23 protein-coding genes and 3 tRNA genes are annotated in these 26,885 nt (G+C 65.8%); 10 read left to right on the top strand and 16 right to left on the bottom strand.

Going from position 1 to position 26,885, the window contains the following annotated elements; translation table 11 throughout:
* Positions 1 to 49 precede the first annotated feature (49 nt).
* Positions 50 to 880 carry a prolipoprotein diacylglyceryl transferase gene (gene lgt, locus ASD05_RS12565; RefSeq protein WP_056592473.1) on the bottom strand — a complete coding sequence of 277 codons (831 nt, stop codon included), beginning with the start codon at positions 878 to 880 and terminating at the stop codon, positions 50 to 52.
* Positions 881 to 1,013: 133 nt separating this feature from the next.
* Positions 1,014 to 1,973 carry a LysR family transcriptional regulator gene (locus ASD05_RS12560; protein ID WP_056592470.1) on the bottom strand — a complete coding sequence of 320 codons (960 nt, stop codon included), beginning with the start codon at positions 1,971 to 1,973 and terminating at the stop codon, positions 1,014 to 1,016.
* Positions 1,974 to 2,073: 100 nt separating this feature from the next.
* On the opposite strand from ASD05_RS12560, the gene ilvD reads away from it, so the two are divergent.
* Complete coding sequence (gene ilvD / locus ASD05_RS12555) at positions 2,074 to 3,768, top strand: dihydroxy-acid dehydratase (RefSeq protein WP_056592467.1); 1,695 nt, start codon at positions 2,074 to 2,076, stop codon at positions 3,766 to 3,768.
* A 114-nt stretch (positions 3,769 to 3,882) separates the two neighbouring features.
* Here the strand turns inward: ilvD and ASD05_RS12550 are convergent, their stop codons facing one another.
* Positions 3,883 to 4,134 carry a TIGR04438 family Trp-rich protein gene (locus ASD05_RS12550; RefSeq protein WP_007829747.1) on the bottom strand — a complete coding sequence of 84 codons (252 nt, stop codon included), beginning with the start codon at positions 4,132 to 4,134 and terminating at the stop codon, positions 3,883 to 3,885.
* A 105-nt stretch (positions 4,135 to 4,239) separates the two neighbouring features.
* Here ASD05_RS12550 and ASD05_RS12545 point away from each other — a divergent pair, with 105 nt between their 5' ends.
* A complete protein-coding gene (locus tag ASD05_RS12545; protein WP_007829749.1) occupies positions 4,240 to 4,554 on the top strand; it encodes a c-type cytochrome in 315 nt (104 codons plus the stop codon).
* A 12-nt stretch (positions 4,555 to 4,566) separates the two neighbouring features.
* Here the strand turns inward: ASD05_RS12545 and ASD05_RS12540 are convergent, their stop codons facing one another.
* Both ASD05_RS12540 and acs read right to left on the bottom strand, forming a co-directional pair.
* A complete protein-coding gene (locus ASD05_RS12540) occupies positions 4,567 to 5,067 on the bottom strand; it encodes a hypothetical protein (protein ID WP_056592464.1) in 501 nt (166 codons plus the stop codon).
* 148 nt (positions 5,068 to 5,215) lie between these two features.
* Positions 5,216 to 7,213, bottom strand: a complete 1,998-nt coding sequence (acs, locus tag ASD05_RS12535; RefSeq protein ID WP_056592461.1) for an acetate--CoA ligase — start codon at positions 7,211 to 7,213, stop codon at positions 5,216 to 5,218.
* Positions 7,214 to 7,359: 146 nt separating this feature from the next.
* Between acs and ASD05_RS12530 the strand changes: the two genes are divergently transcribed.
* Positions 7,360 to 7,995, top strand: coding sequence for a YqhA family protein (locus tag ASD05_RS12530; protein WP_056592458.1), 636 nt, complete (start codon positions 7,360 to 7,362; stop codon positions 7,993 to 7,995).
* Here ASD05_RS12530 and ASD05_RS12525 read toward each other — a convergent pair.
* Positions 7,992 to 8,900 (bottom strand): LysR family transcriptional regulator, encoded by a 909-nt coding sequence (locus ASD05_RS12525; protein ID WP_056592456.1) that lies wholly within the window; start codon positions 8,898 to 8,900, stop codon positions 7,992 to 7,994. The two genes, ASD05_RS12530 and ASD05_RS12525, sit on opposite strands and share 4 nt — an antisense overlap.
* A 114-nt stretch (positions 8,901 to 9,014) precedes the next feature.
* Here ASD05_RS12525 and ASD05_RS12520 point away from each other — a divergent pair, with 114 nt between their 5' ends.
* Positions 9,015 to 9,632 carry an NAD(P)-dependent oxidoreductase gene (locus tag ASD05_RS12520; RefSeq protein WP_056592453.1) on the top strand — a complete coding sequence of 206 codons (618 nt, stop codon included), beginning with the start codon at positions 9,015 to 9,017 and terminating at the stop codon, positions 9,630 to 9,632.
* Positions 9,633 to 9,745: 113 nt separating this feature from the next.
* Here the strand turns inward: ASD05_RS12520 and fumC are convergent, their stop codons facing one another.
* Positions 9,746 to 11,143 carry a class II fumarate hydratase gene (gene fumC / locus ASD05_RS12515; RefSeq protein WP_056592449.1) on the bottom strand — a complete coding sequence of 466 codons (1,398 nt, stop codon included), beginning with the start codon at positions 11,141 to 11,143 and terminating at the stop codon, positions 9,746 to 9,748.
* A 498-nt stretch (positions 11,144 to 11,641) separates the two neighbouring features.
* On the opposite strand from fumC, the gene proV reads away from it, so the two are divergent.
* The 6 genes from proV to ASD05_RS12485 are packed head-to-tail and all read left to right on the top strand — an operon-like array spanning position 11,642 to position 18,290.
* Positions 11,642 to 12,895, top strand: a complete 1,254-nt coding sequence (proV, locus tag ASD05_RS12510) for a glycine betaine/L-proline ABC transporter ATP-binding protein ProV (RefSeq protein WP_056592444.1) — start codon at positions 11,642 to 11,644, stop codon at positions 12,893 to 12,895.
* A gap of 21 nt (positions 12,896 to 12,916) precedes the next feature.
* Positions 12,917 to 14,077 carry a glycine betaine/L-proline ABC transporter permease ProW gene (proW, locus tag ASD05_RS12505; protein ID WP_056592442.1) on the top strand — a complete coding sequence of 387 codons (1,161 nt, stop codon included), beginning with the start codon at positions 12,917 to 12,919 and terminating at the stop codon, positions 14,075 to 14,077.
* A gap of 23 nt (positions 14,078 to 14,100) precedes the next feature.
* Entirely contained in the window at positions 14,101 to 15,105 is a 1,005-nt protein-coding gene (proX, locus tag ASD05_RS12500; RefSeq protein WP_056592439.1) for a glycine betaine/L-proline ABC transporter substrate-binding protein ProX, read from the top strand.
* A 56-nt stretch (positions 15,106 to 15,161) separates the two neighbouring features.
* Positions 15,162 to 16,715: a fumarate hydratase gene (locus ASD05_RS12495; RefSeq protein ID WP_056592437.1), complete on the top strand. Its 1,554-nt coding sequence runs from the start codon at positions 15,162 to 15,164 to the stop codon at positions 16,713 to 16,715.
* Position 16,716: 1 nt separating this feature from the next.
* On the top strand, positions 16,717 to 17,505 hold the full coding sequence (murI, locus tag ASD05_RS12490; protein ID WP_056592434.1) for a glutamate racemase: 789 nt from the start codon (positions 16,717 to 16,719) through the stop codon (positions 17,503 to 17,505).
* Positions 17,506 to 17,510: 5 nt separating this feature from the next.
* Positions 17,511 to 18,290 (top strand): hypothetical protein, encoded by a 780-nt coding sequence (locus ASD05_RS12485; RefSeq protein WP_056592431.1) that lies wholly within the window; start codon positions 17,511 to 17,513, stop codon positions 18,288 to 18,290.
* Positions 18,291 to 18,296: 6 nt separating this feature from the next.
* On the opposite strand, the gene ASD05_RS12480 is transcribed toward ASD05_RS12485, so the two are convergent.
* The 9 genes from ASD05_RS12480 to tig form a co-directional block, all read right to left on the bottom strand.
* Entirely contained in the window at positions 18,297 to 19,601 is a 1,305-nt protein-coding gene (locus ASD05_RS12480; RefSeq protein ID WP_056592428.1) for an MFS transporter, read from the bottom strand.
* Between the two features lie 24 nt (positions 19,602 to 19,625).
* Positions 19,626 to 20,258, bottom strand: a complete 633-nt coding sequence (locus ASD05_RS12475; protein ID WP_007829779.1) for a DUF6806 family protein — start codon at positions 20,256 to 20,258, stop codon at positions 19,626 to 19,628.
* A gap of 20 nt (positions 20,259 to 20,278) precedes the next feature.
* Positions 20,279 to 20,370 (bottom strand) — tRNA-Leu (locus ASD05_RS12470).
* 99 nt (positions 20,371 to 20,469) lie between these two features.
* Positions 20,470 to 20,543 (bottom strand) — tRNA-Cys (locus ASD05_RS12465).
* 63 nt (positions 20,544 to 20,606) lie between these two features.
* Positions 20,607 to 20,682 (bottom strand) — tRNA-Gly (locus tag ASD05_RS12460).
* A 61-nt stretch (positions 20,683 to 20,743) separates the two neighbouring features.
* Complete coding sequence (gene lon, locus ASD05_RS12455; protein ID WP_056592425.1) at positions 20,744 to 23,185, bottom strand: endopeptidase La; 2,442 nt, start codon at positions 23,183 to 23,185, stop codon at positions 20,744 to 20,746.
* Between the two features lie 23 nt (positions 23,186 to 23,208).
* Positions 23,209 to 24,474, bottom strand: a complete 1,266-nt coding sequence (gene clpX, locus ASD05_RS12450) for an ATP-dependent Clp protease ATP-binding subunit ClpX (protein ID WP_007829783.1) — start codon at positions 24,472 to 24,474, stop codon at positions 23,209 to 23,211.
* A 110-nt stretch (positions 24,475 to 24,584) separates the two neighbouring features.
* Positions 24,585 to 25,193, bottom strand: a complete 609-nt coding sequence (gene clpP / locus ASD05_RS12445; protein WP_056592422.1) for an ATP-dependent Clp endopeptidase proteolytic subunit ClpP — start codon at positions 25,191 to 25,193, stop codon at positions 24,585 to 24,587.
* A gap of 112 nt (positions 25,194 to 25,305) precedes the next feature.
* The gene (gene tig, locus ASD05_RS12440) at positions 25,306 to 26,622 is read right to left on the bottom strand and encodes a trigger factor (RefSeq protein WP_007829791.1); all 1,317 of its coding nucleotides are present in this window, start codon (positions 26,620 to 26,622) and stop codon (positions 25,306 to 25,308) included.
* Positions 26,623 to 26,885: the final 263 nt, after the last annotated feature.

Below are 26,885 nucleotides of genomic sequence, written 5' to 3'. Positions count from 1 at the left end.
ACGCCCTGCGCGGTTGGGACTTACCCTGCAAGCTTCCGGCTGAACGACCTCACGCTCGCGCGGTGGCGGTCTTGTTGTTGGCGCGGCCGAACCAGAACCACAGCGCGATGCCGGCGATCACCATCGGCACGCTGAGCCATTGCCCCTGGCTCAGGTTCAGCGCGCGCAGCCCGAGGAAGTCGTCGGGCTCGCGGAAGTACTCGGCCACGAAGCGCAGCACGCCGTAGCCGATGAGGAACACCGCGGCCACCTGCCCCTGCTTGCGCTCCTTGCGCGCATAGAGCCACATCACCACGAAGAGCAACAGCCCCTCGAGCAGGAACTGGTAGACCTGCGAGGGATGGCGCGGCAGCATCGATCCGCTTTGCGGAAACACCATGCCCCAGGGCAGATCGGGGCTGCTGAAGCGGCCCCACAGTTCACCGTTGATGAAGTTGCCCACGCGGCCGGCTGCAAGCCCGGTCGGCACGCAGGGCGAGACGAAGTCCATCACCTGCCAGAACGGCCGCGCACGCGAACGCGAGAACCAGACCATGGCACCGATCACGCCGAGCAGTCCGCCATGGAAGCTCATGCCGCCTTGCCACACGTAAAGGATTTCGAGCGGATGCGTCAGATAGAACTCTGGCTTGTAGAACAGGCAGTAGCCCAGCCGCCCGCCGACGATGACGCCCATCACGCCGAGAAAAAGAATGTCCTCGATGTCCTTGCGCTGCCACACCCCCGCGCCCACCAGCGAGCGGTACGGCTCATGGTGCAGCCGGCGCGTGCCGAGAAAATAGAACAGCGCAAACGCGGCCAGGTAGGTCAGGCCGTACCAGTGGATGGCCACCGGCCCGAGTTGCAGGGCGATGGGATTGATCTGCGGATACATGAGCATCCGCAGATTGTGCCCGCTGCAAATGACTCGCCCCCAGGCTTCGCGCACTTCGTGTCGCTTCTCCTTCCCCCTACCGGGGGCAACACCAGCGGCCCGGCAAAGCCGGTTCCGCGGTGTTCTGCGAATTTGCTGGTCAGCGAGCGGACCCTGCGCCCTGCTTGGCCTCCGCCGTGCGCTCGCGCACGAACGCCACGAACCGCGCCAGCGCCGGATGCGCGGCCTGCGCCGGCCATACGAGGCTCGTCTCACAAGCCGGCAGCGCCACGCGGCGCCGGCCCACGCCCTTGAACTCGCCGGCCTGCCGGTAGACGACGCCTGCGCGCCGGAACTGCATCACGCTGTGCGGCACCCAGGCCACGCCGATGCCGCCCGACACGAGGTTGACGATGGTCTGCATCTGGATCGCCTCCTGTGCCACCTGAGGCACTCGGCCAGCTGCGTGATAGAGGTCGAACACCGCGTCGTGCAGCGACGGCACGATGCGGCGCGGAAAGATCACCAGCGGCTCGGCCAGCACCTCCGCCAGCGGCACGGGCCGTGCGCGGGCAAGCCGGTGCTGCGCCGGCAGGGCCAGCACCAGCCCCTCTTCTTCCACCGGCAGGCGGGACAGGCCGGGCGGCGCCGCGCCGGGCGAATGCAACATCAGCCCGGCATCGATCTCGCCGCGCGCAAAGGCTTCGAGCTGCACGTCGCCGGTGGCCTCGACCAGTTCGAGCGCAACCTCCGGGCACAGCACGCGAAACTCGCGCACCCAGGCCGGCAGCTGCTCGAAGCCGACCGTCGAGACAAAGGCGATGCGCACCCGCCCCACCTGCCCCGCCGCTGCCGCCCGTGCCCGCGCGGGAAGCGCCTGCGCGCGCGCCAGCAGCTCGCGCACGTCGGGCAGCAGGGCCTCGCCGGCGGGCGTGAGCGCCACGCGTCTTCGCGTGCGGTCGAACAGCACCACGCCCAGCGTCTTCTCGAGCTGGGCAATGGCCTGCGTCACCGGAGGCTGTGTCATGTGCAGCCGCAGCGCGGCGCGGCCGAAGTGCAGTTCCTCGGCCACGGCGACGAACTGGCGCCAGGCCCGCAGGTCGATCAGGGCTTCATTCATATGCCGAGCATATCAATCCGTGCTTGAAAATGGATTGGAACCAATCAATCAGAAGTCCGATACTTGGGCTCCCCCCGATCCCCACGACAGAAGAGACACCATGGACACCAAGCCGATCCAGATCAACCGCCGCAGCGCCAACATCGTCGAAGGCAAGAGCCGCGCGCCCAACCGCTCCATGTTCTACGCCATGGGCTACGAGGAAGGCGACTTCAAGAAGCCGATGGTCGGCGTCGCCAACGGCCACAGCACCATCACGCCCTGCAACTCGGGCCTGCAGAAGCTGGCCGACGCTGCCATCGCCGGCATCGAGGAAGCCGGCGGCAACGCACAGGTGTTCGGCACGCCCACCATCTCCGACGGCATGGCCATGGGGACCGAGGGCATGAAGTACTCGCTGGTCAGCCGCGAGGTCATTTCCGACTGCATCGAGACCTGCGTCGGCGGCCAGTGGATGGACGGCGTGCTCGTGGTCGGCGGCTGCGACAAGAACATGCCCGGCGGCCTGATGGGCATGCTGCGCGCCAACGTGCCGGCCATCTACGTGTACGGCGGCACCATCCTCCCCGGCCGCTACAAGGGGCAAGACCTGAACATCGTGAGCGTGTTCGAGGCTGTGGGCCAGAACGCCGCGGGCAACATGAGCGACGAAGACCTGCACGAGATCGAGAAGCGCGCCATTCCCGGCACCGGCTCGTGCGGCGGCATGTACACGGCCAACACCATGTCCAGCGCCTTCGAGGCGCTGGGCATCTCGCTGCCCTACTCGTCGACCATGGCCAATCCGCACGACGAAAAAGCCAACTCGGCCAAGGAATCGGCCAAGGTGCTGATCGAAGCCATCAAGAAAGACCTGAAGCCGCGCGACATCGTGACCAAAAAGGCCATCGAGAACGCAGTGGCCGTGATCATGGCTACCGGCGGCTCGACCAATGCGGTGCTGCACTTCCTGGCGATCGCGCACGCGGCCGAAGTCGAATGGACCATCGACGACTTCGAGCGCATGCGCAAGAAGGTGCCGGTGCTGTGCGACCTGAAGCCCTCGGGCAAGTACCTCGCGGTCGACCTGCACAAGGCGGGCGGCATTCCGCAAGTGATGAAGGTGCTGCTGAACGCAGGCCTGCTGCACGGCGATTGCATCACCATCTCGGGCCAGACGATTGCCGAAGTGCTGAAGGACGTGCCCGACGTGCCACGCGCCGACCAGGACGTGATCCGCCCGATCGACAAGCCGATGTACGCCGAGGGCCACCTCGCCATCCTGAAGGGCAACCTCTCGCCCGAAGGCGCGGTCGCCAAGATCACCGGCCTGAAGAACCCCGTCATCACCGGCCCGGCGCGCGTGTTCGACGACGAGCAGTCGGCGCTGCAGGCCATCCTGGCCGGCAAGATCGTGGCCGGCGACGTGATGGTGCTGCGCTACCTCGGACCCAAGGGCGGCCCGGGCATGCCGGAAATGCTGGCACCCACGGGTGCGTTGATCGGCGCGGGCCTCGGCGAAAGCGTCGGCCTGATCACCGACGGCCGTTTCTCCGGCGGCACCTGGGGCATGGTGGTCGGCCACGTGGCGCCCGAAGCGGCCGCCGGCGGCACCATCGCCTTCGTGAACGAAGGCGACTCGATCACCATCGATGCCCACAAGCTGGTGCTCGAACTGAACGTGCCCGAAGCCGAGATCGCGAAGCGCCGCGAAGGCTGGAAGGCACCGGCACCGCGCTATACGCGCGGCGTGCAGGCGAAGTTCGCGTTCAATGCGTCCAGCGCCAGTTCGGGCGCAGTGCTCGACAAGTTCTGATCGGGGCTGTTGCGTGAAACACCGAGGAACCGGCTGCGCCGGGCCTCGGGTGTTGCCCCCGGCTGGGGGGAAGGCGAAGCGGACGCGAAGTGCCGCGCAGCCAGGGGGCGGGCCCTACTTCCGGCGCTGCCCGTTGCCGGTCTTCATGCCCATGTTGGTCTTCTGGCGGTCGATGCGATCCTGCTTGCGTCGGTCTTCCCGCTCGATCACCCTGCGTTTGGTATAGCCCGACGAATCGGCCCAGGCCCACCATGCGACGGCCATTGCAAACGGCGACAGCACGATCCACCAGCTCCAGCCGGCGACCATGCCCACTTCCAAATACTTGAGGGCCAATCCAAGCAGGCCCAGCGCCAGAAACCACATCGCGAATCCCTCCGGGTTGTATTGGCACGCACCCGTACGACGTGCACGGCGCTACCTACAATCGCGTTGAGTCGAATGTAACTCAGCCCTTACGAAATACGCCCCATGAAAAGAGTCTTGTTGTCGGCAGCCCTCGGCCTCGGCCTTGTCGGACTCGCCGCGCCCGCCTTCGCCGACCTGGCCCTGGCAACCTCGAAGAACTGCATGAGCTGCCACGCGGTCGAGCGCAAGGTGCTCGGCCCGGCATTCAAGGACGTGGCCGCCAAGTACAAGGACGACAAGGGTGCCGTCGACACTCTTGCCAGCAAGATCGTCAAGGGCGGCTCCGGCGTATGGGGGCCGGTGCCGATGCCGGCGAACAATCAGGTCAGCGAAGCCGACGCCCGGAAGCTCGCAGCCTGGGTGCTGTCGACGAAGTAGGTTCCGGGGGTATCACGCCTGCGGGTTGATGTCCACCGGCAGCGGCCGGCGCTCGATGCGGTCTTCGAGTTGGCCGATGTGCGCGGCCACAGTGTTGTCGGTCTGGTCCGAGCGCAGGCGGATTGCGGTTTCGAGCTGCTCCAGGCGCGCCAGCATCGCCGCCTGCCGGTCGGCGTTCTGCGCCATGTGCTTGTTCTCCTGCGCCTCCAGGAAGTTGCGCAGTTCGGTGAAGCGCGAGGCCTCGGCCTTGTCCGCAAGGTCGCGCTGGACCTGCATTTCCTTGGTGTGGCGTTTGGTTTCGATCAGCACCGAGCTGTGCAGGTACAGCACGTAGACGAGGAAGAAGGCAGCCAGCACCACCGTCAGGCCTAGCATGATCAGGCCCAGCGGCGCCGAGACGGTCATGAACCCCAGCCATACGTTGGTGGGTGCGGACAGCGTGCCCCAGTTCAGCGCGGCGAGCGCTGCGATGAACAGCACGATGACAAGAAGAAAAGCAGATCTCACGCCCATGGGGGCCTCCTTCGGAAAGATCGAACACATGGAAACCCGCGCGCTTCGAGGCGCGCGGTGATCCGATAGTTTTACCTCAGCGAAGAGCCCTGTTCGGCGCAAATGGCCGCATAAACGGCCACGTCCTACAGCACTAATGCACTGCTGGTCAGTTCGTCTGCGAGAGCTGCTCCAGAATGGCCGGATTCTCGAGCGTCGAGGTGTCCTGCGTGATCGCCTCGCCCTTGGCGATGCTGCGCAGCAGGCGCCGCATGATCTTGCCGCTGCGCGTCTTGGGCAGGTTGTCGCCGAAGCGGATGTCCTTGGGCTTGGCGATGGGCCCGATCTCCTTGGCCACCCAGTTGCGCAGTTCGTTGGCGATCTGCTTGGCTTCCTCGCCGGTCGGGCGGGCCCGTTTCAGCACGACGAAGGCGCACACGGCCTCGCCTGTCACGTCGTCGGGACGGCCGACCACCGCGGCTTCGGCCACGAGGTCGGTCTTGGACACGAGGGCCGACTCGATCTCCATCGTGCCCAGGCGGTGGCCCGACACGTTCAGCACGTCGTCGATGCGGCCCGTGATGCGGAAGTAGCCGCGGTCGGCGCTGCGCACCGCACCGTCGCCGGCCAGGTAGATGGTGCCGCCCATTTCCTCGGGGAAATAGCTCTTCTTGAAACGCTCGGGATCGTTCCAGATGGTGCGGATCATCGAGGGCCACGGCCGCTTGATGACCAGCATGCCACCGGCGCCGTTGGGCAGGTCCTTGCCGGTCTCGTCGACGATGGCGGCCATGATGCCCGGCAGCGGCAGCGTGCACGAGCCCGGCACCAGCGGCGTGGCGCCCGGCAGCGGCGTGATCACGTGGCCGCCGGTCTCGGTCTGCCAGAAGGTGTCGACGATCGGGCAGCGCTCGCCGCCGATATTGCGGTGGTACCACATCCAGGCCTCGGGATTGATGGGCTCGCCGACCGAACCGAGGATGCGCAGGCTCGTCAGGTCCCAGTTCTTCGGGTGCACCTTCTCGTCGCCCTCGGCCGCCTTGATGAGCGAGCGGATCGCGGTGGGTGCCGTGTAGAACACCGACACCTTGTGCTTCTCGATCATCTGCCAGAAGCGTCCCGCGTGCGGGAAGGTGGGAATGCCCTCGAACACCACCTGCGTGGCGCCGGCCGCGAGCGGGCCGTACGCGACGTAGGTGTGGCCGGTGATCCAGCCGATGTCGGCGGTGCACCAGAACACGTCCTCGGGCTTGATGTCGAAGGTCCAGTCCATCGTGAGCCTGGCCCACAGCAGGTAGCCGCCGGTGGCGTGCTGCACGCCCTTGGGCTTGCCGGTGGAGCCCGAGGTGTAGAGGATGAAGAGCGGGTGCTCGGCATTCACCGGCACCGGGGCGCATTCGGTGCCCTGCCCTTTCAGCGCCTCGGCAAAGGTCTTGTCGCGACCCTCGACGCGCGTCCATGCGGTGGGCGTGCGCTCGTAGACGAACACGGTCTTGATCGATTCGCAGCCGCCCAGCGCGATGCCGTCGTCCACGATGGCCTTGAGCGGCAGTTCCTTGCCGCCGCGCATCTGGTAGTTGGCCGTGATGACCGCCACCGCGCCCGCATCGATGATGCGCTCCTGCAGCGCCTTGGCCGAGAAGCCGCCGAACACCACGCTGTGGGTGGCGCCGATGCGCGCGCAGGCCTGCATGGCGATCACGCCCTCGACCGTCATCGGCATGTAGATGACGACGCGGTCGCCCTTCTGGATGCCCGCGGCCTTCAGCGCGTTGGCGAACTGGCTCACGCGGGCGAGCAGTTCCTTGTAGGTGACGTTGGTGACGGTGCCGTCGTCGGCTTCGAAGATGATGGCGGTCTTGTTCTCGACCGGGGTACCCATGTGCCTGTCGAGGCAGTTGGCGCTGGCGTTGAGTTCGCCGTCGCCGAACCATTCGTAGAACGGGGCCTTCGATTCGTCCAGCGTCTTCGTGAAGGGCTTGGTCCACTGCAGGTTGCCCTTGGCCAGGCGGGTCCAGAACCCTTCGAAGTCCTCCTCGGCCTCCTTGCACAGGGCCTCGTAGGCGGCCATGCCGGAGATGCGGGCGCCTTCGGTGGCGCGGGCATCAGGGGGAAACACACGGTTCTCGACGAGGACGGATTCAATGTTCTTCGATGCGCTGCTCATGCTTTTTGTCTCCTGGAGGGTGCGGCCGTAATGTCGGTGGCCGCACTTACGGGTCACTGACGGGTTCGATGTTAGTTCGCAGGGTTATCACGAGTACGACACAGGGGCACACCTAGAATCCGCGGTCTTTCATCTCTCGCCCGCCAATGTCCGCTACCGATCCTTTCGACACCCGGAACCCGCCCGTACCAGCCCGTGGTTCGCCGCTGCGTCCTCTGCCCAAGCTGATTTTCGCGAGCCGCTGGCTGCAGTTGCCGCTCTACCTGGGCCTGATCGTGGCGCAGGCGGTGTACGTGGTGCACTTCCTGGTCGAACTGCTGCACCTGGTCGAAGCCGCCTTCGGCAGCCAGGATGCGCTGCAGGCGTTGGTCACCAGCATCGGCTACAAGACCACGGCGCCGGTGGGCACGCTCAACGAGACTGTGATCATGCTGGTGGTGCTCGCGCTGATCGACGTGGTGATGATCTCGAACCTGCTGATCATGGTGATCGTGGGCGGCTACGAGACCTTCGTGAGCCGCATGGACCTCGAAGGCCACCGCGACCAGCCCGAATGGCTGAGCCACGTGAACGCCTCGGTGCTCAAGGTGAAGCTGGCCACCGCCATCATCGGCATCAGCTCGATCCACCTGCTGAAGACCTTCATCAACGCGGACAACTACACCGACCGCGTGCTGATCGCGCAGACCGCGATCCACATCGCCTTCCTGTTCTCGGCCATGGCGATCGCCTACACCGACAAGCTGATGAACGAAGCCGCAGCCGCCAACACGCGCCACTAAGGCGTGTCCCAGGCCGGCGTTTCGGTGAAGCGCGCGGCCAGGAAATCGAGCATCGTGCGCAGCGCGGCCGGCATGTGCTTGCGAGAGGCATACACCGCGTACATGCCCACCACCTGCGGCTCGAAATCGCCGAAGAGCCGCACCAGTTCCCCTTCCTGAAGCAGCGGCGCCGCCAGATAGGTCGGCAGCATCGCGATGCCGGCCCCGGCCCGGGCCAGGCACATCAGGCTGGCTGCATCGTTGGCCGAGACATTGCCGCCCACGGCCACCGAGGCCGGCTCCCCCGTGTCCTTGCGCGTGAAGTTCCAGAGGCTGCGCCCGAAGTACGAATGCGTGAGGCAATTGCGCTGCGCCAGTTCTTCCACGCGCAGCGGCTGGCCGTGCTCCTTCAGGTACGCCGGTGACGCGCACACGACCGAGCGGCAGTCGGTGAGCCGGCGCGCGATCAGGTTGGGATCGATCTCCGCGGCCACGCGAATGGCCAGGTCGATGCGTTCGTCGACGAGGTTCACGGCCCTGTCGAGCAGCACCAGGTCGACAGCCACACCCGGGTAGAGCCGCACGTAGTCGGCCACCGCATCGGCCAGTTGCGCCTGGGCGAACGAGGTGCTGGCCGTGATGCGCAACTGCCCGCGCGGCGCCTCGGCCGGATGTCGCACCGCGGCCTGCATGTCGCCGGTGAGCTCGAGCACCTGGCGACAGCGCGGCAGCAGTTCTTCGCCCGCGGCGGTGAGGCTCAGCCGGCGCGTCGTGCGGTGCAGCAGGCGCGCGCCGGTCCATTGCTCCAGCTCGGCCACGTAGCGCGTGACGACCGGCCGGGACAGGTCGAGCTTGTCGGCCGCGGCCGAAAGGCTGCCCGAGTCGACCACGTTCACGAACACGCGCATTGCATTCAATCGATCCATTCGAACGATTTTAGGAATAAACAAGCGCGCAAATCGAGGTATTTCTTTCGAAAACGGAAACCTAAGATGCGGCTCATCCCATCCGATCCTTTCGATCTTTCACAGGAGTCCCTCATGAGCCACATCGCCATCATTGGTGCCACCGGACGCGCCGGCGGCCGCCTTCTCGAAGAAGCCCTGCGCCGCGGCCACACGGTCACGGCCATCGCGCGCAAGGCCAGCGCCAAGCTGGCGGGCCGCGCCAACGTGAAGGCCGTCGACCTCGACGTGCTCGACGGCGCCGCGCTCGAGAAAGCCCTGGCCGGCCATGACGCCGTGTTCAGCGCCGCGCACTTCTCCACCGTGCCGCCTGCGGCCATCATCGAACCCGTGAAGCGCGCGGGCGTGAAGCGCCTGCTGGTGGTCGGCGGCGCCGGCAGCCTGTTCGCGGCACCCGGCCTGAAGGTGATCGATACGCCGAACTTCCCCGACGCCTATCGCGCCGAAGCCTCGGCCGGTGGCGTGTTCCTCGATGCGCTGCGCAACGAGAAGGAACTCGACTGGACCTTCCTGTCGCCCTCCGCCGAGTTCGTCGAAGGCGAGCGCACGGGCAAGTTCCGCCTCGGCAAGGACGACCTGCTGGTGAGCGCCGAAGGCCGCAGCTGGATCACGTTCGAGGACTACGCGATCGCGTTCATCGACGAACTCGAAAAGCCGGCGCACTCGCGCCAGCGCTACACGATCGGATATTGAGGCTCGCCCCCAGGCTGCGCGCACTTCGTGTCGCTTCGCCAACCCCCTACCGGGGGCGGGCCGGCCGCTTCGGGCGGCCGTGCGCGGCGCCCCCACGAAAAGACCGGTGAGGCTCAGCGACCGGTCATGTTCTCCGGCACCACCCATTGGTCGAACTGCTCGGCCGTCAGGTGCCCCGACGCAATCGCCGCCTCGCGCAGGCTCGTGCCTTCCTTGTGCGCCTTCTTCGCGATGTACGCCGACTTGTCGTAGCCGATGTGCGTGTTCAGCGCCGTCACCAGCATCAGCGAGCGCTGCACCAGCTCAGTGATGCGTTCGCGGTTCGGCTCGATGCCCACGGCGCAATGGTCGTTGAAGCTCACCATGCCGTCGGCCAGCAGGCGCACGCTCTGCAGGAAGTTGTGCGCCGCCATCGGGCGGAACACGTTCAGCTCGAAGTTGCCCGAGGCGCCGCCGATGTTGATGGCCACGTCGTTGCCGAACACCTGCGCGGCCAGCATCGTGACGGCTTCGCTCTGGGTGGGGTTGACCTTGCCCGGCATGATCGACGAGCCGGGTTCGTTCTCCGGGATGCTCAGTTCGCCGATGCCGCTGCGCGGGCCGCTCGCGAGCCAGCGCACGTCGTTGGCGATCTTGTTCATGCTGGCGGCCAGCGTCTTGAGCGCGCCGTGCGCGTGCACCAGCGCGTCGACGCTGGCCATGGCTTCGAACTTGTTCGGCGCGGTGACGAAAGGCAGGCCCGTGAGCTTGGCCAACTCGGCGGCCACCTTCTCGGCATAACCCTTGGGCGCATTGAGCCCGGTGCCGACGGCCGTGCCGCCCAGCGCCAGTTCGCACAGGTGCGGCAGCGCGGCACGCACATGCGCTTCGCCGTGCGCCAGTTGCGCCACGTAGCCCGAGAACTCCTGGCCCAGCGTGAGGGGGGTGGCGTCCTGCAGATGGGTGCGGCCGATCTTCACGATGTCCGCAAAGTCCTTGGCCTTCTGGTCGAGCGTGCCGCGCAACTTGGCGATGGCCGGCAGCAGCTTGTGCGTGATCGCCTCGACGGCGGCCACGTGCATGGCGGTCGGGAACACGTCGTTGCTCGACTGGCTGCGGTTGACGTCGTCGTTCGGGTGCACGAGGCGCCCTTCCCCGCGCTCGCCGCCGAGGATTTCGCTCGCCCGGTTGGCCAGCACCTCGTTGACGTTCATGTTGGTCTGCGTGCCCGAGCCGGTCTGCCACACGACCAGGGGGAATTCGCCCGGGTGCTTGCCGGCGATGACTTCATCGGCCGCTGCCACGATGGCGTTCGTCTTCTTCTGGTCCTGCAGGCCCAGCGCATGGTTGACCACGGCCGACGCGCGCTTCACCTGGGCCAGCGCCTTGATGATCTCGCGCGGCTGCTGCTCCCCGGAGATGTCGAAGTTCTGCAGCGAGCGCTGCGTTTGCGCGCCCCACAGCTTGTCGGCCGGCACGTCGATCGGGCCGAAGGTATCGCGCTCGGCACGGGTCTTGGGGGAAGTCGTCATGGTGGAAAAGCTCCGCAGTCTTGGATGGTCGCGCCGCCTGATCGGGCGCGAGCCCGAGTATCGGCCAATAAGAATAGCTCGCATCTGACGGGGCCATTGGGCCGCCGCCGACATTACGTTACGCCCGTTGGGTTGACTCGCGTCATGTCAAAAAGTTATAATCATGGGCTTCAGACGACCAACAAGTCATGTTGATCGGCCCTGCACTACTCGCGGATCTCCGAATCCCGTCGCGGTGCAAGGTTCTCCCCGCCGGGCCCTGCCCGGCAAACCGGCCGGATCGTTTCCGGCCCCACTGCCACGCCACCTTTCGGCGGGCACTGGTTTCGTCGCCACGTCGTCTTCAGTGCCTGTCGGCAGCCCCAGAGGCTCGCCGGGCCATTGCACGCGTTTCCCTCACGCGCTCTCTGTTCGGACAGCCCCATCGGCTGATGGCGTGACCGTTGCCGTCCTCCGGGGCGGTGCTGTGTCCAACCTTCACACAAGGAGCCCCGGCATATGGCCAAAGGAATTCTCATCGACCATGTTTTCAAGGTGTTCGGCGACGCGCCCGAGCAGGCCCTGGAACTCGTGCGGCAAGGTTTTTCGAAGAAGGAAATCCTCGCCGAGACGGGCCAGTCGATCGGCGTGTTCGATGCCACCTTCGAGATCCAGGCCGGCGAGATCTTCGTGATCATGGGCCTCTCGGGATCGGGCAAGTCGACGCTGGTGCGCCTGTTGAACCGGTTGATCGAGCCGACCGCCGGCCGCATCGTGATCGACGGCGCCGACATCAACGAGCACTCCGACGCCAAGCTGCGCGCGCTGCGCCGCAAGGACATCAGCATGGTGTTCCAGTCGTTCGCGCTGATGCCGCACATGACGGTGCGCGAGAACACCGCCTTCGGCCTCGAACTGTCGGGCACGAGCAAGAAGGAGCGTCTCGCACAGGCCGACCTGGCGCTCGCGCAAGTAGGCCTTGCAGGCTGGGGCGACAGCTATCCGGACGAACTCTCCGGCGGCATGCAGCAGCGCGTGGGCCTGGCGCGTGCGCTGGCCTCGGACCCGTCGATCCTTCTGATGGACGAGGCCTTCTCGGCGCTCGACCCGATCATCCGCACCGAGATGCAATCGGAGCTGCTGCGGCTGCAGCAGGCGCAGCGCCGCACCATCGTCTTCATCTCGCACGACCTGGATGAAGCGATGCGCATCGGCGACCGCATCGCGATCATGAAGGACGGCCAGGTGATCCAGGTCGGCACGCCCGACGAGATCCTGCGCAGCCCCGCCGACGACTACGTGCGCAGCTTCGTGCGCGGCGTGGATGCGGCGGCCGTCTTCAAGGCCGCGGACATCGCGCGCAAGTCGCTCACCGTCGTGTGCGAGCACCCGGAGCGCGGTGCGCGCGCGGCGCTCAAGGTGCTGGAAGACCAGGACCGCGACTTCGCCTACGTGACCAGCCCGAACAGGCGCTACCTGGGCGTGGTGTCGGCGGACACGCTGCGCAGCGCGCTCGATGGGCATTCGGGTCCGTTGGGGCTGCAGCACGCGTTCCTCGACGACCTGCCGCGCATCGACGCCGAAGCCCCCGTGGCAGGCCTGATCGGCCAACTCGCGCAGGCACCGTGCGCACTGCCAGTGGTGGCGAGCGACGGCCGCTTCTGCGGTGCGATCAGCAAGACGACGCTGCTCAAGTTCCTCGACCGCGACACCCCGCCGATCGAGCCCGTCTTGCCCAACGCCGCCCCCGCGCTCGCCGCCGAGCCGCACTGAATTCACGGAGGACCTTGAACGATGAACGACAACACACTTCCTTCCGACCTGGGCACGCCGGTGCTGGACACGCCCGCAGTCCCCACCTTCGTCGATCCGTGGGAAGCACTCTCGGCCGCACCCGACACCTCCGCCACCAGCGCCTGGCTCGATGCCCCCGTCGACACGGCCCACCAGCTGGCCGGATCGGCCAATGCCGCGACCGACGGCTTCCCGCTGCACCGCCTCTGGGACGGTTCCCTGCCCGTCGAATCCTGGATCAACCAGGGCCTCGGCTGGGTGGTGGAACATTTCCGCCCCTTCTTCCAGACCGTGCGCCTGCCCATCGACAGCACGCTGAACTGGGTACAGGGCCTGCTCACCGGCCTGCCCACGCTGGCGATGATCGCGTTGATCGGCCTCTTCGCCTGGCAGTTCGCCGGCCGCGCGCTGGCCATCGGCACCACGGTCGCGCTGCTGCTCGTGGCGATGCTGGGCATCTGGCCCGAAGCCATGGTGACGCTGTCGCTGGTGCTGACCTCGCTCGTGTTCTGCATGTTCATCGGCCTGCCGCTGGGCGTGCTGCTGGCCAGCAGCGACCGGGCCCAGCGCCTCATGCGCCCGCTGCTCGACGCGATGCAGACCACGCCTGCATTCGTGTACCTCGTGCCGGTGGTGATGCTGTTCGGCATCGGCAACGTGCCGGGCGTGATCGTGACGATCATCTTCGCGCTGGCGCCGCTGGTGCGCCTGACCAGCCTGGGCCTGCGCCAGGTGCGACCCGACCTCATCGAGGCCGCGCGCGCCTACGGCGCTTCGCCATGGCAGATGCTGGTGAAGGTGCAGCTGCCGCTGGCCATGCCGTCGATCATGGCGGGCATCAACCAGGCGTTGATGCTGTCGCTGTCGATGGTGGTCATCGCCTCGATGATCGCCGTGGGCGGCCTGGGCCAGATGGTGCTGCGCGGCATCGGCCGGCTCGACATGGGCCTGGCGACGGTCGGCGGCCTGGGCATCGTGCTGCTGGCGATTTCGCTCGACCGGTTGACGCAGGCGATGGGCAAGTCGCGCCGCAGCGCGGGTCGCCGCTGGTGGCACACCGGGCCGGCCGGCTTCTCGCTGCGCGTGCTGCAGCGCTTGCTGGGCACGCCGTCGCGCGGTGCGAACGCGCCTGTTCCCGCCTTGTCCACGCAAGCGCAATGACCCGCCACGGAGGAATTCAACGCATGAAGAAAACCACTCTCATCGCACGCAGCTTTCTGGCCCTGGGCTTCGTCGCCTTCGGCGTGGCCGCGCAAGCCGCCAACGACCTCCCCGGCAAGGGCGTGACCGTGCAGCCGCTCAAGAGCTCGCTCGCCGAAGAGGCGTTCCAGACGCTGCTGGTGATGCGCGCGCTCGAAAAGCTCGGCTACACGGTCGAGCCCATGAAAGACCTGGAGCCCGCCACCGAACACCTCGCCATCGCCAACGGCGACGCCACCTTCATGGCCAACCACTGGAGCCTGCTTCACGCCGACTTCTACAAGAACAGCGGCGGCGACGCCAAGCTGTGGCGCAAGGGCGTGTACTCCGACGGCGCGGTGCAGGGCTACCTGATCGACCGCAAGACGGCCGAGCAATACAACATCACCAACATCGCGCAGCTGAAGGACCCGGCCATTGCGAAGCTGTTCGACACCGACGGCGACGGCCGTGCCGACCTCACGGGCTGCAACCCCGGCTGGGGCTGCGAACTGGCGATCGAAAAACACCTGACGGCCTACCAGCTGCGCGACACCGTCACGCACAAGCAGGGCAGCTATGCCGCGCTGATGGCCGACACCATCGCCCGCTTCAGGCAGGACAAGCCGGTGCTGTACTACACCTGGACGCCCTACTGGGTAAGCGCCGTGCTGCGGCCGGGTGCGGACGTGGTGTGGCTGCAGGTGCCGTCCTCTTCGTCGCAGGGCGACGGCGCCGAAACGCGGCTGCCCAACGGCAAGAACTACGGCTTCCAGGCCAACCAGGAGCAGATCGTCGCCAACCGGGCCTTCGTCGAGAAGAACCCCGCGGCCGGCAAGCTGTTCGAAGTGATGAAGCTGCCGATCGGCGACATCAATGCCCAGAACCTGCGCATGAGCCAGGGCGCCAACACCCAGCAAGACCTGGAGCGCCACACCGATGGTTGGATCAAGGCGCATCGGCCGCTGTTCGACGGCTGGATCGAGGAAGCCCGGGCCTCGGCGAGGTAGGCGCGGCGGCTGAGATAATCGGGGGGCGTTCCACACTCCAAAAAACTCCCCCCACCATGACGACCACGATCCAGCAGGCCGACCTGATCGAATCGATCAGCGCCGCGCTGCAGTACATCAGCTACTACCACCCCGCCGACTACATCGCCCATCTGGCCAAGGCCTACGAGCGCGAGCAGAGCCCAGCGGCCAAGGACGCCATCGCGCAGATCCTGACCAACAGCAAGATGAGCGCCACGGGCCACCGCCCGATCTGCCAGGACACCGGCATCGTCAACGTGTTCCTCAAGGTGGGCATGGACGTGCGCTGGGGCGGCTTCACCGGCAGCCTGGACGACGCCATCAATGAAGGCGTGCGCCGCGGCTACAACCACCCCGACAACACGCTGCGCGCATCGGTCGTGGCCGATCCGCAGTTCGACCGCAAGAACACCAAGGACAACACGCCGGCGGTGATCTTCACGGAGATCGTGCCGGGCAACACCGTCGAGGTGACGGTCGCGGCCAAGGGCGGCGGCAGCGAGAACAAGAGCAAGCTGGCCATGCTGAACCCCGGTGACAGCGTGGTCGACTGGGTGCTCAAGACCGTGCCGACCATGGGCGCCGGCTGGTGCCCGCCGGGCATGCTGGGCATCGGCATCGGCGGCACCGCCGAGAAGGCCGCGCTGATGGCCAAGGAAAGCCTGATGGACGACCTCGACATGCACGAGCTGCAGGCCAAGAAGAAGTCGGGCGCCGAACTCAGCAAAGTCGAAGCGCTGCGCATCGAGCTGTACGAGAAGGTCAACGCGCTGGGCATCGGCGCGCAAGGCCTGGGCGGCCTGGCCACCGTTCTCGACGTCAAGATCCAGATGTACCCGACGCACGCGGCCAGCAAGCCCGTGGCGATGATCCCCAACTGCGCGGCCACCCGCCATGCACACTTCGTGATGGACGGCAGCGGCCCGGTGTACCTCGATCCGCCGTCGCTCGACCTGTGGCCCAACGTCAACTGGGCACCCGACGAAAAGAAGAGCAAGCGCGTCGACCTCGACAAGCTCACGCCCGCCGAAGTGGCGAGCTGGAAGCCTGGCGACACCCTGCTGCTCAACGGCAAGATGCTCACCGGCCGCGATGCCGCGCACAAGCGCATCCAGGACATGCTGGCCAAGGGCGAGAAGCTGCCGGTGGACTTCACCAACCGCGTCATCTACTACGTCGGCCCGGTCGATCCGGTTGGCGATGAAGCCGTGGGCCCCGCCGGCCCCACCACGGCCACGCGCATGGACGGCTTCACCGAGATGATGCTGGCCCAGACCGGCCTGATCGCGATGATCGGCAAGGCCGAGCGCGGCCCGGTCGCCATCGAGGCCATCAAGAAGCACAAGAGCGCCTACCTCATGGCCGTGGGCGGCGCCGCCTACCTCGTGAGCAAGGCCATCAAGACCGCCAAGGTGGTGGGCTTCGCCGACCTGGGCATGGAAGCGATCTATGAGTTCGACGTGGTCGACATGCCCGTGACGGTGGCGGTCGACGCCGGCGGCACCAGCGCGCACATCACCGGCCCGGCCGAGTGGCAAAAGCGCATCGCCAGCGGCGAGTTCAAGACCATCATGATGGAAGAAGCCTGAGTTGAGCCCGATAGGCGTCTTCGACAGCGGGGTCGGCGGCCTCAGCGTGCTGGCCGCGCTGAGGGCCGAGCTGCCGCAGGAGAACTTCGTCTACTTTGCCGATACGGCCTATGCGCCGTACGGCGAGCGCGGGGACGCCTACGTGATCGAGCGCTCGCGCTCGGTGGTCGAGCATCTGCGGCGGGAGCATGCAATCAAGGCGCTCGTTGTGGCTTGCAACACAGCCACCACGGCCGCCATCCACTTGCTTCGGGCCGAGCATCCCGACCTGCCAATCGTGGGGCTGGAACCCGGCCTCAAGCCCGCAGTGTCGGCCAGCCGTACCGGACGCGTGTCGGTGATGGCCACGCGAGGCACCCTGGCCAGTGCCAAGTACGCGGCCCTGCGCGCATCGTTCGCCGGATCGGCAGACGTACGCCCCGTGCCGTGCGACGGGCTCGTGAAGGCCATCGAAGGCTTCGACGCCGAAGGCATCGCGGCGCTGTGCGAGCGCTACATGAAAGAGGCCGGGCCTTTCGGCGACGGCCCCGATGGCGTCGACACCGTGGTGCTGGGCTGTACCCACTACCCGCTCGTGAAAGACGAATTGAGCCGGCATGCGCCGGCGACGCTGCGCTTCATCGACACCGGCGTGCCAGTCGCGCAGCAGGCGCGGCGCCTGCTCGCTTCGGCCGGCCGGCTCGCGGATGGCGGCGTCGGCAGCCTGCTGCTGCAAAGCAGCGGCAACGTCGCCGTGCTCGAAGCGGCGGCCACACGCTGGCTCGGGCTTCCCACGGCCACCGAGGCCTGACCTCGATGCGCCTGCTGCGCCACGCCGCTCTTCTCTTCTGCCTCTCGGCCGCCGGGCTGAGCCACGCGGCCTGTGAAAGCGGACTCGCCGAGCGCATGCATGCCAAGCTGCATCCCCACCGGCCGCTCGACGAGCGGCTCGCGGCCTGCAAGGTCTGGCCGGCTTTTCCGGGGCGCAGCATCGTCGTGCTGCCCATGCCGCGCGAAACGACCGACCACGGCGCCAAGGTCTTCGATCTCGAGATCCTGCTGATCCAGCGCCCCGACAACGGCAACACCGAGCGCGACACCATCATCGCCCGGCTCGTCCAGCCCGAAGCGCTCGACGAGGACGCCACCACTTCGATACAGGACATCCGCATCGACACCGCGCGCTACGTGCTGTCGCCCGAGGCCCGCGCCTTCGGCCTGCGCGTGCGCTACCGCGGCAGCAACGCGCCCGGCAGCCCGCTGGCCAGCGAGACCGTGCGGCTCTACGTGCACCATGGCAAGCAGTTGCGCGAGGTTCTGCAGGAGATCGAGCTGGACCACGACCACGGCGGGTGGGACACCACCTGCACCGGCCACTTCGACAAGCTGCGCACTATGCTGTCCGTCGGCAAGGGCAGCAGCAACGGCTTTGCCGACCTGCAGCTGTCGCGCACGCTGCTGCAGAGCCGCGCGCAGGAGCAGGAAGACCAGGGCTGCGTGGAAAAGGCACTGCCCCCGAAGTTCAACACCGTCACGCTGCGCTACGACGGCGAACGCTTCAAGGTGCCGAAGTCGCTGCGCCAGCAGGTGCCCTGAACGCCTTCAGGCCGGGCTGCGAAGAGCGGCAGCGCGGCCCCGCTCCATGCGGATCGGCAGCAACAGCAGCAACCCCGCCACGAACAGCACCGCCGTCGAGAGAATCGCGATGCGCTGGTTGCCGCCCGTCATCCAGGTGATCGCGCCGAAGCTCAGCGGACCGATGATGCTGGCGAGCCGGGTCGCGAAGGTCCAGAGCCCGAAGAACTCCGCGAGCTGCTGCGGCGGCGCCAGATAGCCCGTCATGGCGCGACCGGCCGACTGGCTCGATCCCATGGCCAGCCCCGCAATGGTGGCCGCCCACCAGAAGCCGCCCTTGGTCGTCACCAGCGCGGCGATCACGCAGACCGCGATCCACGCGGCCAGCGTGGCGGCCAGCGAAATCTTGTGGCCGATGCGGTCCTGGATGTAGCCGAAGCCGAAGGCGCCCAGCGCCGCCGCGATGTTGAGCACGAAGATCAGCACCATGGTCTCGCTCGCGACGAAGCCGATCACCTGCTCCGCATAGATCGCAGCAAGCGTGATGGCGACCGCCACGCCCCCCTGGTAGCACACCGTGCAGGCCAGCAGCCACATGAAGTCGCGGTATGCCCGCGCCTGCCGAAACGTGGCGCGCAGTTGCTGCCAGGCACCGAGTTCGACATCCACTGTTCGAGGCTGCGCGCGCTCGGGCAGCAGCACGAAGGTGGCGCAGGCGGCCGCGCCGTAGATGGCCGCCGTGATCAGCATCGTGACCGGCACGAAGTGCGCCGCCGGCAAGCCCTTCGATTGCGACCACAGCACATAGGCCAGGCAGATGCCCAGGGCCAGCATGCCGCCGACATAGCCGAAGGCCCAGCCCCACCCGCTCACCTTGCCCATGCCCTCGGCGGTGGCGAGTTCGGGCAGGAAGGCGCCCGTGAGGGACTCGCCATAGGAATAGAAGGCGTTGGAGACAATTACCAGTGCCATCGCCAGTGCGACGCCGGAAGTGCCCGAAAAACCGGGCGTGATTGCAAGCGCTGCCGTGGCAAGGACGCAGCCGACGGTCGCGCAGACGAGCACCCGCTTCTTGGCCGCATGCAAGTCGGCCCAGGCGCCGATGGCGGGCATCGTAAGCATCACGATGGCGTAAGACGTGCTGAGTGCAGCTGTCCATGCGAAGGCTGCCCAGGGCGCGCCCCTGGCGATGCCGCCGACGAAGTAGGCGGCGAACACTGCCGTGATGACGACCGTGGTGTAGCCCGAATTGGCGAAGTCGTACATCGCCCAGCCGAACACCTCGCGCTTGCGTACCCCAGGGCGCAGCGCGGAGGCGGGAAACAGGGCCATGAGGCCTTGTCTATGAAGCGCGGATCAATGCAGGTGGCGCGGACGGCGGCCGCCGCCGTGGCCACCGCCGCTGCCGGGACCGCCCGTGCCGCGCGGACGCTTGCCGATCTCGAGCGAGTTCACGAGCGCGTCGAAACGGTCGCTGAAGAGGCGGTCGATCTCGGAGACCACGCCACCCAGTTCGGCGCCGTCGAAGTGGCGCTCCATGAGGTTGACGACGTCTTCCACCAGCAGGTCACGCTGCACCTGCATGATCGCGGCCGGGTTCGGGCCGACGAACAGCATCAGGAAGTCGTCGCGCGATTCTTCCTCGGGGTCGCCCTCTTCCTCGTCGAAGTCGGTGTCGTAGAAGGTGACCTCGATGGCCGCACCGCGCTCGGAGAGCTCGTTCAGGGCCATGCACATCTCGTCGAGGGCCTGGCGGAAGTCTTCATCGCCGGGCACGGTCCAGCACATCTGCAGCGTGTGGTCCTTCTGCTCGAAGCGAATGCCGGGCTCTTCCTCGTAGGTGCTGGTCGCACCGTCGGCCAGCGATTTGGCGCCAGCGTACTTCCAGAGCGGCTTGAGCGCTTCCTGGATCTGGTCGAAGGTCACGTCCGAACGCAGCGGCACGTCGCCGTGCACATGGATCTCAAATGGAGCGTTGTAGCGAGGCATCGAATGCTCCCTTGTAAGTGTGGTACCCGGAACGGGGGTCGAACCCGTATGCCCCGATTAAGGAAGCGGCGGATTTTAAGTCCGATGTGTCTACCAATTTCACCATCCGGGCGTCAGGTTGAACATCGACGATAACCCAAACAAAACAAGCCCCGGCAACGTGGGTTGGCGGAGCTTGGTCGTCGGGGTCGATTCGAGTTGAACGAGAAGGTGGAGGCGCGACCCGGAGTCGAACCGGGCTAGACGGATTTGCAATCCGTTGCATAACCGCTTTGCTATCGCGCCACGCAGAAATACGAAATCGAACTAGCGAAAAAAAGGGAAGCTGCTGCTTCCCTTTTTCAAAACTGGAGCGGGAAAAGAGTCTCGAACTCTCGACCTCAACCTTGGCAAGGTTGCGCTCTACCAACTGAGCTATTCCCGCGTTTCGAGCCTCGAATTATATAACAATTTTTCGAGGCTCCACAAGTTTTGCGATCAACCGGTCAGTGCTTGACCGAACCTTCCACGGCGGGTGCCGCCGCGCGCTGCTTGGCCAGTTCGGCCACGGCCGCAGCAGATGCAGCGACTTCTTCGTCGGACAGCGGCTCGGGCATCTTCTCGAGCGCGATCTCGAGGACCTTGTCGATCCACTTCACGGGCACGATCTCGAGGCCGTTCTTCACGTTCTCGGGGATGTCCTGCAGGTCCTTGGCGTTCTCCTCCGGGATCAGCACGGTCTTGATGCCACCGCGCAGTGCCGCCAGCAGCTTTTCCTTCAGGCCGCCGATGGCGGTGACCTCGCCGCGCAGCGTGATCTCGCCGGTCATCGCGACGTCGCCGCGCACGGGAATGCCCGTGAGCGCCGACACGAAGGCCGTCGTCATCGCCGCGCCCGCGCTCGGGCCATCCTTCGGCGTCGCACCATCGGGCACGTGGATGTGGATGTCGCGCTTCTCGAACACCTCGTCCTTGATGCCCAGGCGGCGCGAGCGGCTGCGCACCACGGTGCGTGCAGCCTCGACCGATTCCTTCATCACGTCGCCCAGCGAACCGGTACGGCTGATCACGCCCTTGCCGGGCATGGTCACGGCTTCGATCGTCAGCAGGTCGCCGCCGACTTCGGTCCACGCAAGGCCGACCACCTGGCCCACCTGGTTCTGCTTCTCCGCGAGGCCGAAGCTGAACTTGCGCACGCCCAGGAACTCGTTGAGGTTCTTGCCGTCGACCGTGACCTTCGGCGCGAGTTGCTTCAGCAGCAGGCCCTTCACCACCTTGCGGCAGATCTTGGACAGTTCGCGCTCGAGCGAACGCACACCCGCTTCACGCGTGTAGTAGCGCACGATGTCGCGCACGGCCTCTTCGGTGACGAAGAGCTCGTCGTCCTTCACGCCGTTGTTCTTCATCTGCTTGGGCAGCAGGTACTTGATGGCGATGTTGGTCTTCTCGTCCTCGGTGTAGCCCGAGAGGCGGATGACTTCCATGCGGTCCAGCAGCGCCGGCGGGATGTTCATCGAGTTCGAGGTGGCGACGAACATCACGTCGCTCAGGTCGAAGTCGACTTCCACATAGTGGTCGCCGAAGGTGTGGTTCTGCTCCGGATCGAGCACTTCGAGCAGCGCGCTCGACGGGTCGCCACGGAAGTCCGTGCCCAGCTTGTCGATTTCGTCGAGCAGGAACAGCGGATTGCGCGTGCCGATCTTGCTCAGGCCCTGCAGCACCTTGCCCGGCAGCGCGCCGATGTAGGTGCGGCGATGGCCGCGGATCTCGGCTTCGTCCCGCATGCCGCCCAGCGCCATGCGGGTGTACTTGCGGCCGGTCGCCTTGGCGATCGACTGCCCGAGCGAGGTCTTGCCCACGCCAGGTGGGCCGACCAGGCACAGGATCGGCGCCTTCACCTTGTCCACGCGTTGCTGCACCGCGAGATATTCCAGGATGCGATCCTTGACCTTCTCGAGGCCATAGTGGTCGGCATTGAGCACCGCCTCGGCATTGGCGAGGTCGTGCTTGATCTTGGTCTTCTTGCTCCACGGCAGGCCGATGAGCACGTCGATGTAGTTGCGCACCACGGTGGCCTCGGCCGACATGGGCGACATGAGCTTGAGCTTCTTGAGCTCGCCCTCGGCCTTCTTCAGGCCTTCCTTGGACATCTTGGCGAGCTTGATCTTCTTCTCGATCTCTTCGATGTCCGCGCCCTCTTCACCTTCGCCGAGCTCCTTCTGGATGGCCTTGACCTGCTCGTTGAGGTAGAAGTCGCGCTGGTTCTTCTCCATCTGGCGCTTCACGCGGCCACGGATCTTCTTGTCGACGTTGAGGATGTCGACCTCGCGCTCGAGTTGGCCGAACAGGTTCTCCAGGCGTGCCTTGACGTCGTCGAGGTCGAGCACGGCCTGCTTGTTGTCGAGCTTGAGCGGCAGATGGGCGGCGATGGTGTCCGCGAGGCGGCCCGGATCGTCGATGCTCGAGATCGAGGTCAGGATCTCGGGCGGGATCTTCTTGTTCAGCTTGACGTACTGGTCGAACTGCTGCATCACCGCGCGGCGCAGCGCCTCGACCTCGGTGCCCTTCTCGCCGCCTTCGGGCACCTCGACGGGCGTCACGTTGGCCGAGAAGTGCGTCTCGCCGTCATCGATGCGGTTCACGCGTGCGCGCTGCTGGCCTTCGACCAGCACCTTCACGGTGCCGTCGGGCAGCTTGAGCATCTGCAGGATGGTCGAGACGCAGCCGACTTCGAACATGTCCTCGACCGAGGGCTCGTCCTTGGCGGCGGCCTTCTGCGCCACCAGCATGATGCGGCGCTCCGCCTCCATGGCAAGTTCGAGCGCCTTGATGCTCTTGGGGCGTCCCACGAAGAGCGGAATCACCATGTGGGGAAACACCACGACGTCGCGCAGCGGCAGCAGCGGCAGGTCGAGGGCTTCGGAAGGCAGAGGGGTGTGGCCAGACATGCAGATCCTTCGCGTCTTTGGCTTTACGCCTTTTTCGCCGCTTCGCGGTACACGAGCAGCGGGGGCTTGTTTTCGTCGATGGTCGATTCCTCGACCACCACCTTGTCGACATTGGTCGCGTTCGGCAATTCGAACATGGTGTCGATCAGCGACTGTTCAAGGATCGAGCGCAGGCCGCGTGCGCCGGTCTTGCGGGCCAGCGCCTTGCGTGCGATCGCCTTGAGCGCCGCCGGACGGATCTCCAGGTCCACGCCTTCCATCTGCAGCAGCTTGGTGAACTGCTTCACCACGGCGTTCTTGGGCTCGGTCAGGATCTGCACCAGCGCGTCCTCGCTGAGTTCCGCGAGCGAGGCGACCACGGGCATCCGGCCCACCAGTTCGGGAATCAGTCCGAACTTGATCAGGTCTTCAGGCTCGACCTCACGGAACACCTCGGTGATGCTGCGCTGCGCCTTGCTCTTGACTGCGGCGCCGAAGCCGATACCCGAGGCCTCGGTGCGGTTTTCGATGACCTTCTCCAGGCCCGCGAACGCACCACCGCAGATGAACAGGATGTTGGTCGTGTCGATCTGCAGGAAGTCCTGGTTCGGGTGCTTGCGCCCGCCTTGCGGCGGCACGCTGGCCATAGTGCCTTCGATGAGCTTCAGCAGCGCCTGCTGCACTCCCTCGCCCGACACGTCGCGCGTGATCGAGGGGTTGTCGGACTTGCGCGAGATCTTGTCGATTTCGTCGATGTAGACGATGCCGCGCTGGGCGCGCTCGACCTCGTAGTTGCAGCTCTGCAGCAGCTTCTGGATGATGTTCTCGACGTCCTCGCCCACGTAGCCGGCTTCGGTCAGGGTGGTGGCGTCGGCCATCACGAAAGGCACGTCGAGCATGCGCGCGAGCGTCTGCGCCAGCAGCGTCTTGCCCGAGCCCGTGGGGCCGATCAGCAGGATGTTGCTCTTGCTGAGTTCGACGTCGTCGCCCTTGGCCTTTTCCTTGTGGCGCAGGCGCTTGTAGTGGTTGTAGACGGCCACCGACAGCATGCGCTTGGCCGGCTCCTGGCCGATCACGTAGTTGTCGAGGTTGGTCTTGATCTCGAGCGGCGTCGGCAGGTCGCTGCGTGCTTCACGCGCTTCTTCGCCCGCGGGGAGCTCATCGCGGATGATCTCGTTGCAAAGGTCGATGCACTCGTCGCAGATGAAGACCGAAGGGCCCGCGATCAGCTTCTTGACCTCGTGCTGGCTCTTGCCGCAGAACGAGCAATAAAGCGTTTTTTCGCTGGAGGAGCCTTTTTTATCGGCCATGGACTTTTGCCTCGTTACAGGGTAGGGACAATGATAACTAAACAAAAACGGCGTTTCCCGTGTGGAAAACGCCGTTTTTCGCCTTTTGCGCCACAGGGCGCCGGGCAGTTTTAACCGCGCTTGGCAACGACCTGGTCGACCAGACCGTATTCCTTGGCCTCGTCGGCCGTCAGGAAATAGTCGCGTTCGGTGTCGGCCTTGACTTTTTCCAGCGGCTGGCCGGTGCGTTCGGCCAGGATGCGGTTCATCTGGTCCTTGGTGCGCAGGATGTCGCGCGCATGGATCTCGATGTCCGTCGCCTGGCCGCGTGCGCCGCCGAGCACCTGGTGGATCATGATCTTCGAGTTGGGCAGCGAGAAGCGCTTGCCCTTCTCGCCGGCCGCCAGCAGGAAGGCGCCCATGCTGGCCGCGAAGCCGAGGCACATGGTCGACACGTCGGGCTTGATGAACTGCATGGTGTCGTAGATCGCCATGCCGGCGCTCACGCTGCCGCCCGGGGAGTTGATGTAGAACGAGATGTCCTTGTCCGGGTTCTCGCTCTCGAGGAACAGCAACTGCGCCACGACGAGGTTGGCCGTCTGGTCGTTGACCTCGCCCACCAGGAAAATGATGCGCTCCTTGAGGAGGCGCGAATAGATGTCGTAGGACCGCTCGCCGCGGCCCGATTGCTCGATGACCATCGGGACCATGCCGAGGCCTTGGATTTCCTGTGCGCTCATGAATTTGCTCTCCGAGAAATGGAATCGTTCGCTGTTTCTGAACTGTACGCCTGAGTGAAATGGGGCTCGTGCCGCAAAGCACAAGCCCCATTGGCGTTACCGGAGCGGCGGATCAACCTTGCTGCTGCGCCATCAGCTCGTCGAACGACACCGACTTTTCGTTGACCTTGGCCTTGCCCAGGACGAAATCGGTCACGTTGTTCTCGATGACCACGGCTTCGACTTCGGCCAGGCGGTTGTTGTCGCTGAAGTACCAGCGCACCACGTCGGCCGGCTTCTCGTAGCTGGCGGCCAGCTCGTCGATGTGGGCCTTGATCTGCTCGGGCTTGGCCTGCAGGTTGTTGGCGCGCACCAGTTCGGCCACCACCAGGCCCAGGCGCACGCGGCGCTCGGCTTGCGGGCGAAACACTTCGTCGGGGATCGGAGCCTTGTCGGCGTCCTTGATGCCGCGCTGCTTCAGTTCGGCGCGGGCGCCTTCGACCATGCGGTTGACTTCCGACTGCACGCTGGCGTTCGGCAGGTCGAGTTCGGCGTTGGCCACCAGAGCGTCCATCACGGCGTTCTTGTTGCGTGCCAGCAGGCGGAACTTCACTTCGCGCTCGAGGTTGCGCTTGATGTCGGCGCGCAGGCCTTCGACGGTGGCTTCGGCGATGCCGAGCGACTTGGCGAGCTGTTCGTTGACTTCGGGCAGATGCGAGGCTTCGATCTTCTTCAGCGTGACCATGAAGTCGGCCTGCTTGCCGGCCACGTCCTTGCCGTGGTAATCGGCCGGGAACGACAGCGGGAAGGTGCGGCTGTCGCCGGCCTTCATGCCGCGCACGGCGTCTTCGAATTCCTTCAGCATCTGGCCTTCGCCGACCACGAACTGGAAGTCTTCGGCCTTGCCGCCCTGGAAGGGCTCGCCGTCGATCTTGCCTTCGAAGTCGACGGTCACGCGATCGTCGTCCTGCGCAACGGCGTCTTGCGCGCGCTGGGCGAAGGTGCGGCGCTGCTTGCGCAGGATGTCGAGCGTCTTGTCGATGGCTTCGTCGCCCACTTCGGCCGAGAGCTTCTCGACTTCGGCGCCGGTCAGGTCGTTGATCTTGACTTCGGGGAACACTTCGAACACCGCGTCGAAGGCCAGCTCGCCTTCGGGCGACTCTTCCTTCTCGGTGATGCGGGGCTGGCCGGCCACGCGCAGCTTGGCTTCGTTGGCCGCTTGCGAGAAGGCCTCGCCGACCTTGTCGTTCATGACTTCGTAGTGCACCGAATAGCCATAGCGCTGGGCCACCACGTTCATCGGCACCTTGCCGGGACGAAAGCCGTCCATCTTGACGGTGCGCGCGAGCTTCTTGAGGCGCGAATCGACTTCGTTCTGGATGGTGCCGACCGGCAGGGTCAGCGTGATCTTGCGTTCGAGCTTCTCGAGAGTTTCAACGGTCACGGTCATGATGTCTTCCTGGTAAGGGGGCCGGTGCGCGGGGCCTGCATCTTTTTTATCAATACAGATCAAGGACTTACACGCGCTGGCGGGATTTATGCGGAGGCACGCGGGTGCCGCCTGCAAAACTGGGCAACCCGAGATTCTAATCCGCCGGGAAAGCGGGTTTTCACGGGGCCCTGGCGCGGCGCGGACGATGGTCAGGCTTGACCAATATTCCAGCCGTAAAGTCAGTTCCGATTCGTCCCCTCTCCACAGGAACGCACAGGAAA

The sequence above is a fragment of the Variovorax sp. Root434 genome (genome assembly GCF_001426595.1).
Taxonomy (GTDB): Bacteria; Pseudomonadota; Gammaproteobacteria; order Burkholderiales; family Burkholderiaceae_C; genus Variovorax.
This window is presented reverse-complemented; position numbering and strand designations above follow the sequence as displayed.

Coding starts and splice junctions, on each gene's coding strand:
- ilvD (WP_056592467.1), top strand. CDS start 2,074: ATGGACACCAAGCCGATCCAGATCAACCGCCGCAGCGCCAACATCGTC.
- ASD05_RS12495 (WP_056592437.1), top strand. CDS start 15,162: ATGACGACCACGATCCAGCAGGCCGACCTGATCGAATCGATCAGCGCC.
- clpX (WP_007829783.1), bottom strand. CDS start 24,474: ATGGCCGATAAAAAAGGCTCCTCCAGCGAAAAAACGCTTTATTGCTCG.
- ASD05_RS12530 (WP_056592458.1), top strand. CDS start 7,360: ATGTCCGCTACCGATCCTTTCGACACCCGGAACCCGCCCGTACCAGCC.
- proX (WP_056592439.1), top strand. CDS start 14,101: ATGAAGAAAACCACTCTCATCGCACGCAGCTTTCTGGCCCTGGGCTTC.
- ASD05_RS12485 (WP_056592431.1), top strand. CDS start 17,511: ATGCGCCTGCTGCGCCACGCCGCTCTTCTCTTCTGCCTCTCGGCCGCC.
- ASD05_RS12480 (WP_056592428.1), bottom strand. CDS start 19,601: ATGGCCCTGTTTCCCGCCTCCGCGCTGCGCCCTGGGGTACGCAAGCGC.
- ASD05_RS12520 (WP_056592453.1), top strand. CDS start 9,015: ATGAGCCACATCGCCATCATTGGTGCCACCGGACGCGCCGGCGGCCGC.
- tig (WP_007829791.1), bottom strand. CDS start 26,622: ATGACCGTGACCGTTGAAACTCTCGAGAAGCTCGAACGCAAGATCACG.
- proW (WP_056592442.1), top strand. CDS start 12,917: ATGAACGACAACACACTTCCTTCCGACCTGGGCACGCCGGTGCTGGAC.
- clpP (WP_056592422.1), bottom strand. CDS start 25,193: ATGAGCGCACAGGAAATCCAAGGCCTCGGCATGGTCCCGATGGTCATC.
- ASD05_RS12560 (WP_056592470.1), bottom strand. CDS start 1,973: ATGAATGAAGCCCTGATCGACCTGCGGGCCTGGCGCCAGTTCGTCGCC.
- ASD05_RS12540 (WP_056592464.1), bottom strand. CDS start 5,067: ATGGGCGTGAGATCTGCTTTTCTTCTTGTCATCGTGCTGTTCATCGCA.
- ASD05_RS12545 (WP_007829749.1), top strand. CDS start 4,240: ATGAAAAGAGTCTTGTTGTCGGCAGCCCTCGGCCTCGGCCTTGTCGGA.
- acs (WP_056592461.1), bottom strand. CDS start 7,213: ATGAGCAGCGCATCGAAGAACATTGAATCCGTCCTCGTCGAGAACCGT.
- lon (WP_056592425.1), bottom strand. CDS start 23,185: ATGTCTGGCCACACCCCTCTGCCTTCCGAAGCCCTCGACCTGCCGCTG.
- ASD05_RS12475 (WP_007829779.1), bottom strand. CDS start 20,258: ATGCCTCGCTACAACGCTCCATTTGAGATCCATGTGCACGGCGACGTG.
- lgt (WP_056592473.1), bottom strand. CDS start 880: ATGCTCATGTATCCGCAGATCAATCCCATCGCCCTGCAACTCGGGCCG.
- fumC (WP_056592449.1), bottom strand. CDS start 11,143: ATGACGACTTCCCCCAAGACCCGTGCCGAGCGCGATACCTTCGGCCCG.
- ASD05_RS12550 (WP_007829747.1), bottom strand. CDS start 4,134: ATGTGGTTTCTGGCGCTGGGCCTGCTTGGATTGGCCCTCAAGTATTTG.
- ASD05_RS12525 (WP_056592456.1), bottom strand. CDS start 8,900: ATGGATCGATTGAATGCAATGCGCGTGTTCGTGAACGTGGTCGACTCG.
- proV (WP_056592444.1), top strand. CDS start 11,642: ATGGCCAAAGGAATTCTCATCGACCATGTTTTCAAGGTGTTCGGCGAC.